At 55.7% G+C, this 255-nt stretch carries 1 pseudogene; it reads left to right on the top strand.

Features of this window, described 5'->3' with window-relative positions:
* Window positions 1-162 precede the first annotated feature (162 nt).
* A pseudogene (locus AB4Y34_RS42405) lies at window positions 163-255 on the top strand (IS6 family transposase); the annotation flags it as partial.

The following is a 255-nucleotide window of genomic DNA, read 5'->3' as shown; positions in this document are numbered from 1 at the left end:
GAAACTCGGCATCACGAACAACACCGACGTGATCCGGTACGCGATCCGGCACGGACTGTCTTGCGTCAACTAGACTACCTGCGAATTAGGTCGGCGGGTTGTGGTGCAAATAGCGCTCAAGGATCGGTTAGAGTGTCGCCCTGACCGATTTGAGGAGCCGCGATGAACAAGCTGAAGAGTCTGGACGGGCTATTCGCCGGCCGTCATTTTGACCGTGAGGTGATCATTCTTTGTGTGCGCTGGTATCTGCGCTAC

Source organism: Paraburkholderia sp. BR10954 (assembly GCF_040965775.1).
Taxonomy (GTDB): domain Bacteria; phylum Pseudomonadota; class Gammaproteobacteria; order Burkholderiales; family Burkholderiaceae; genus Paraburkholderia; species Paraburkholderia youngii.
Note: the sequence above shows the minus strand (reverse complement) of the source record. Positions and strands in the feature narration are given on the sequence as shown.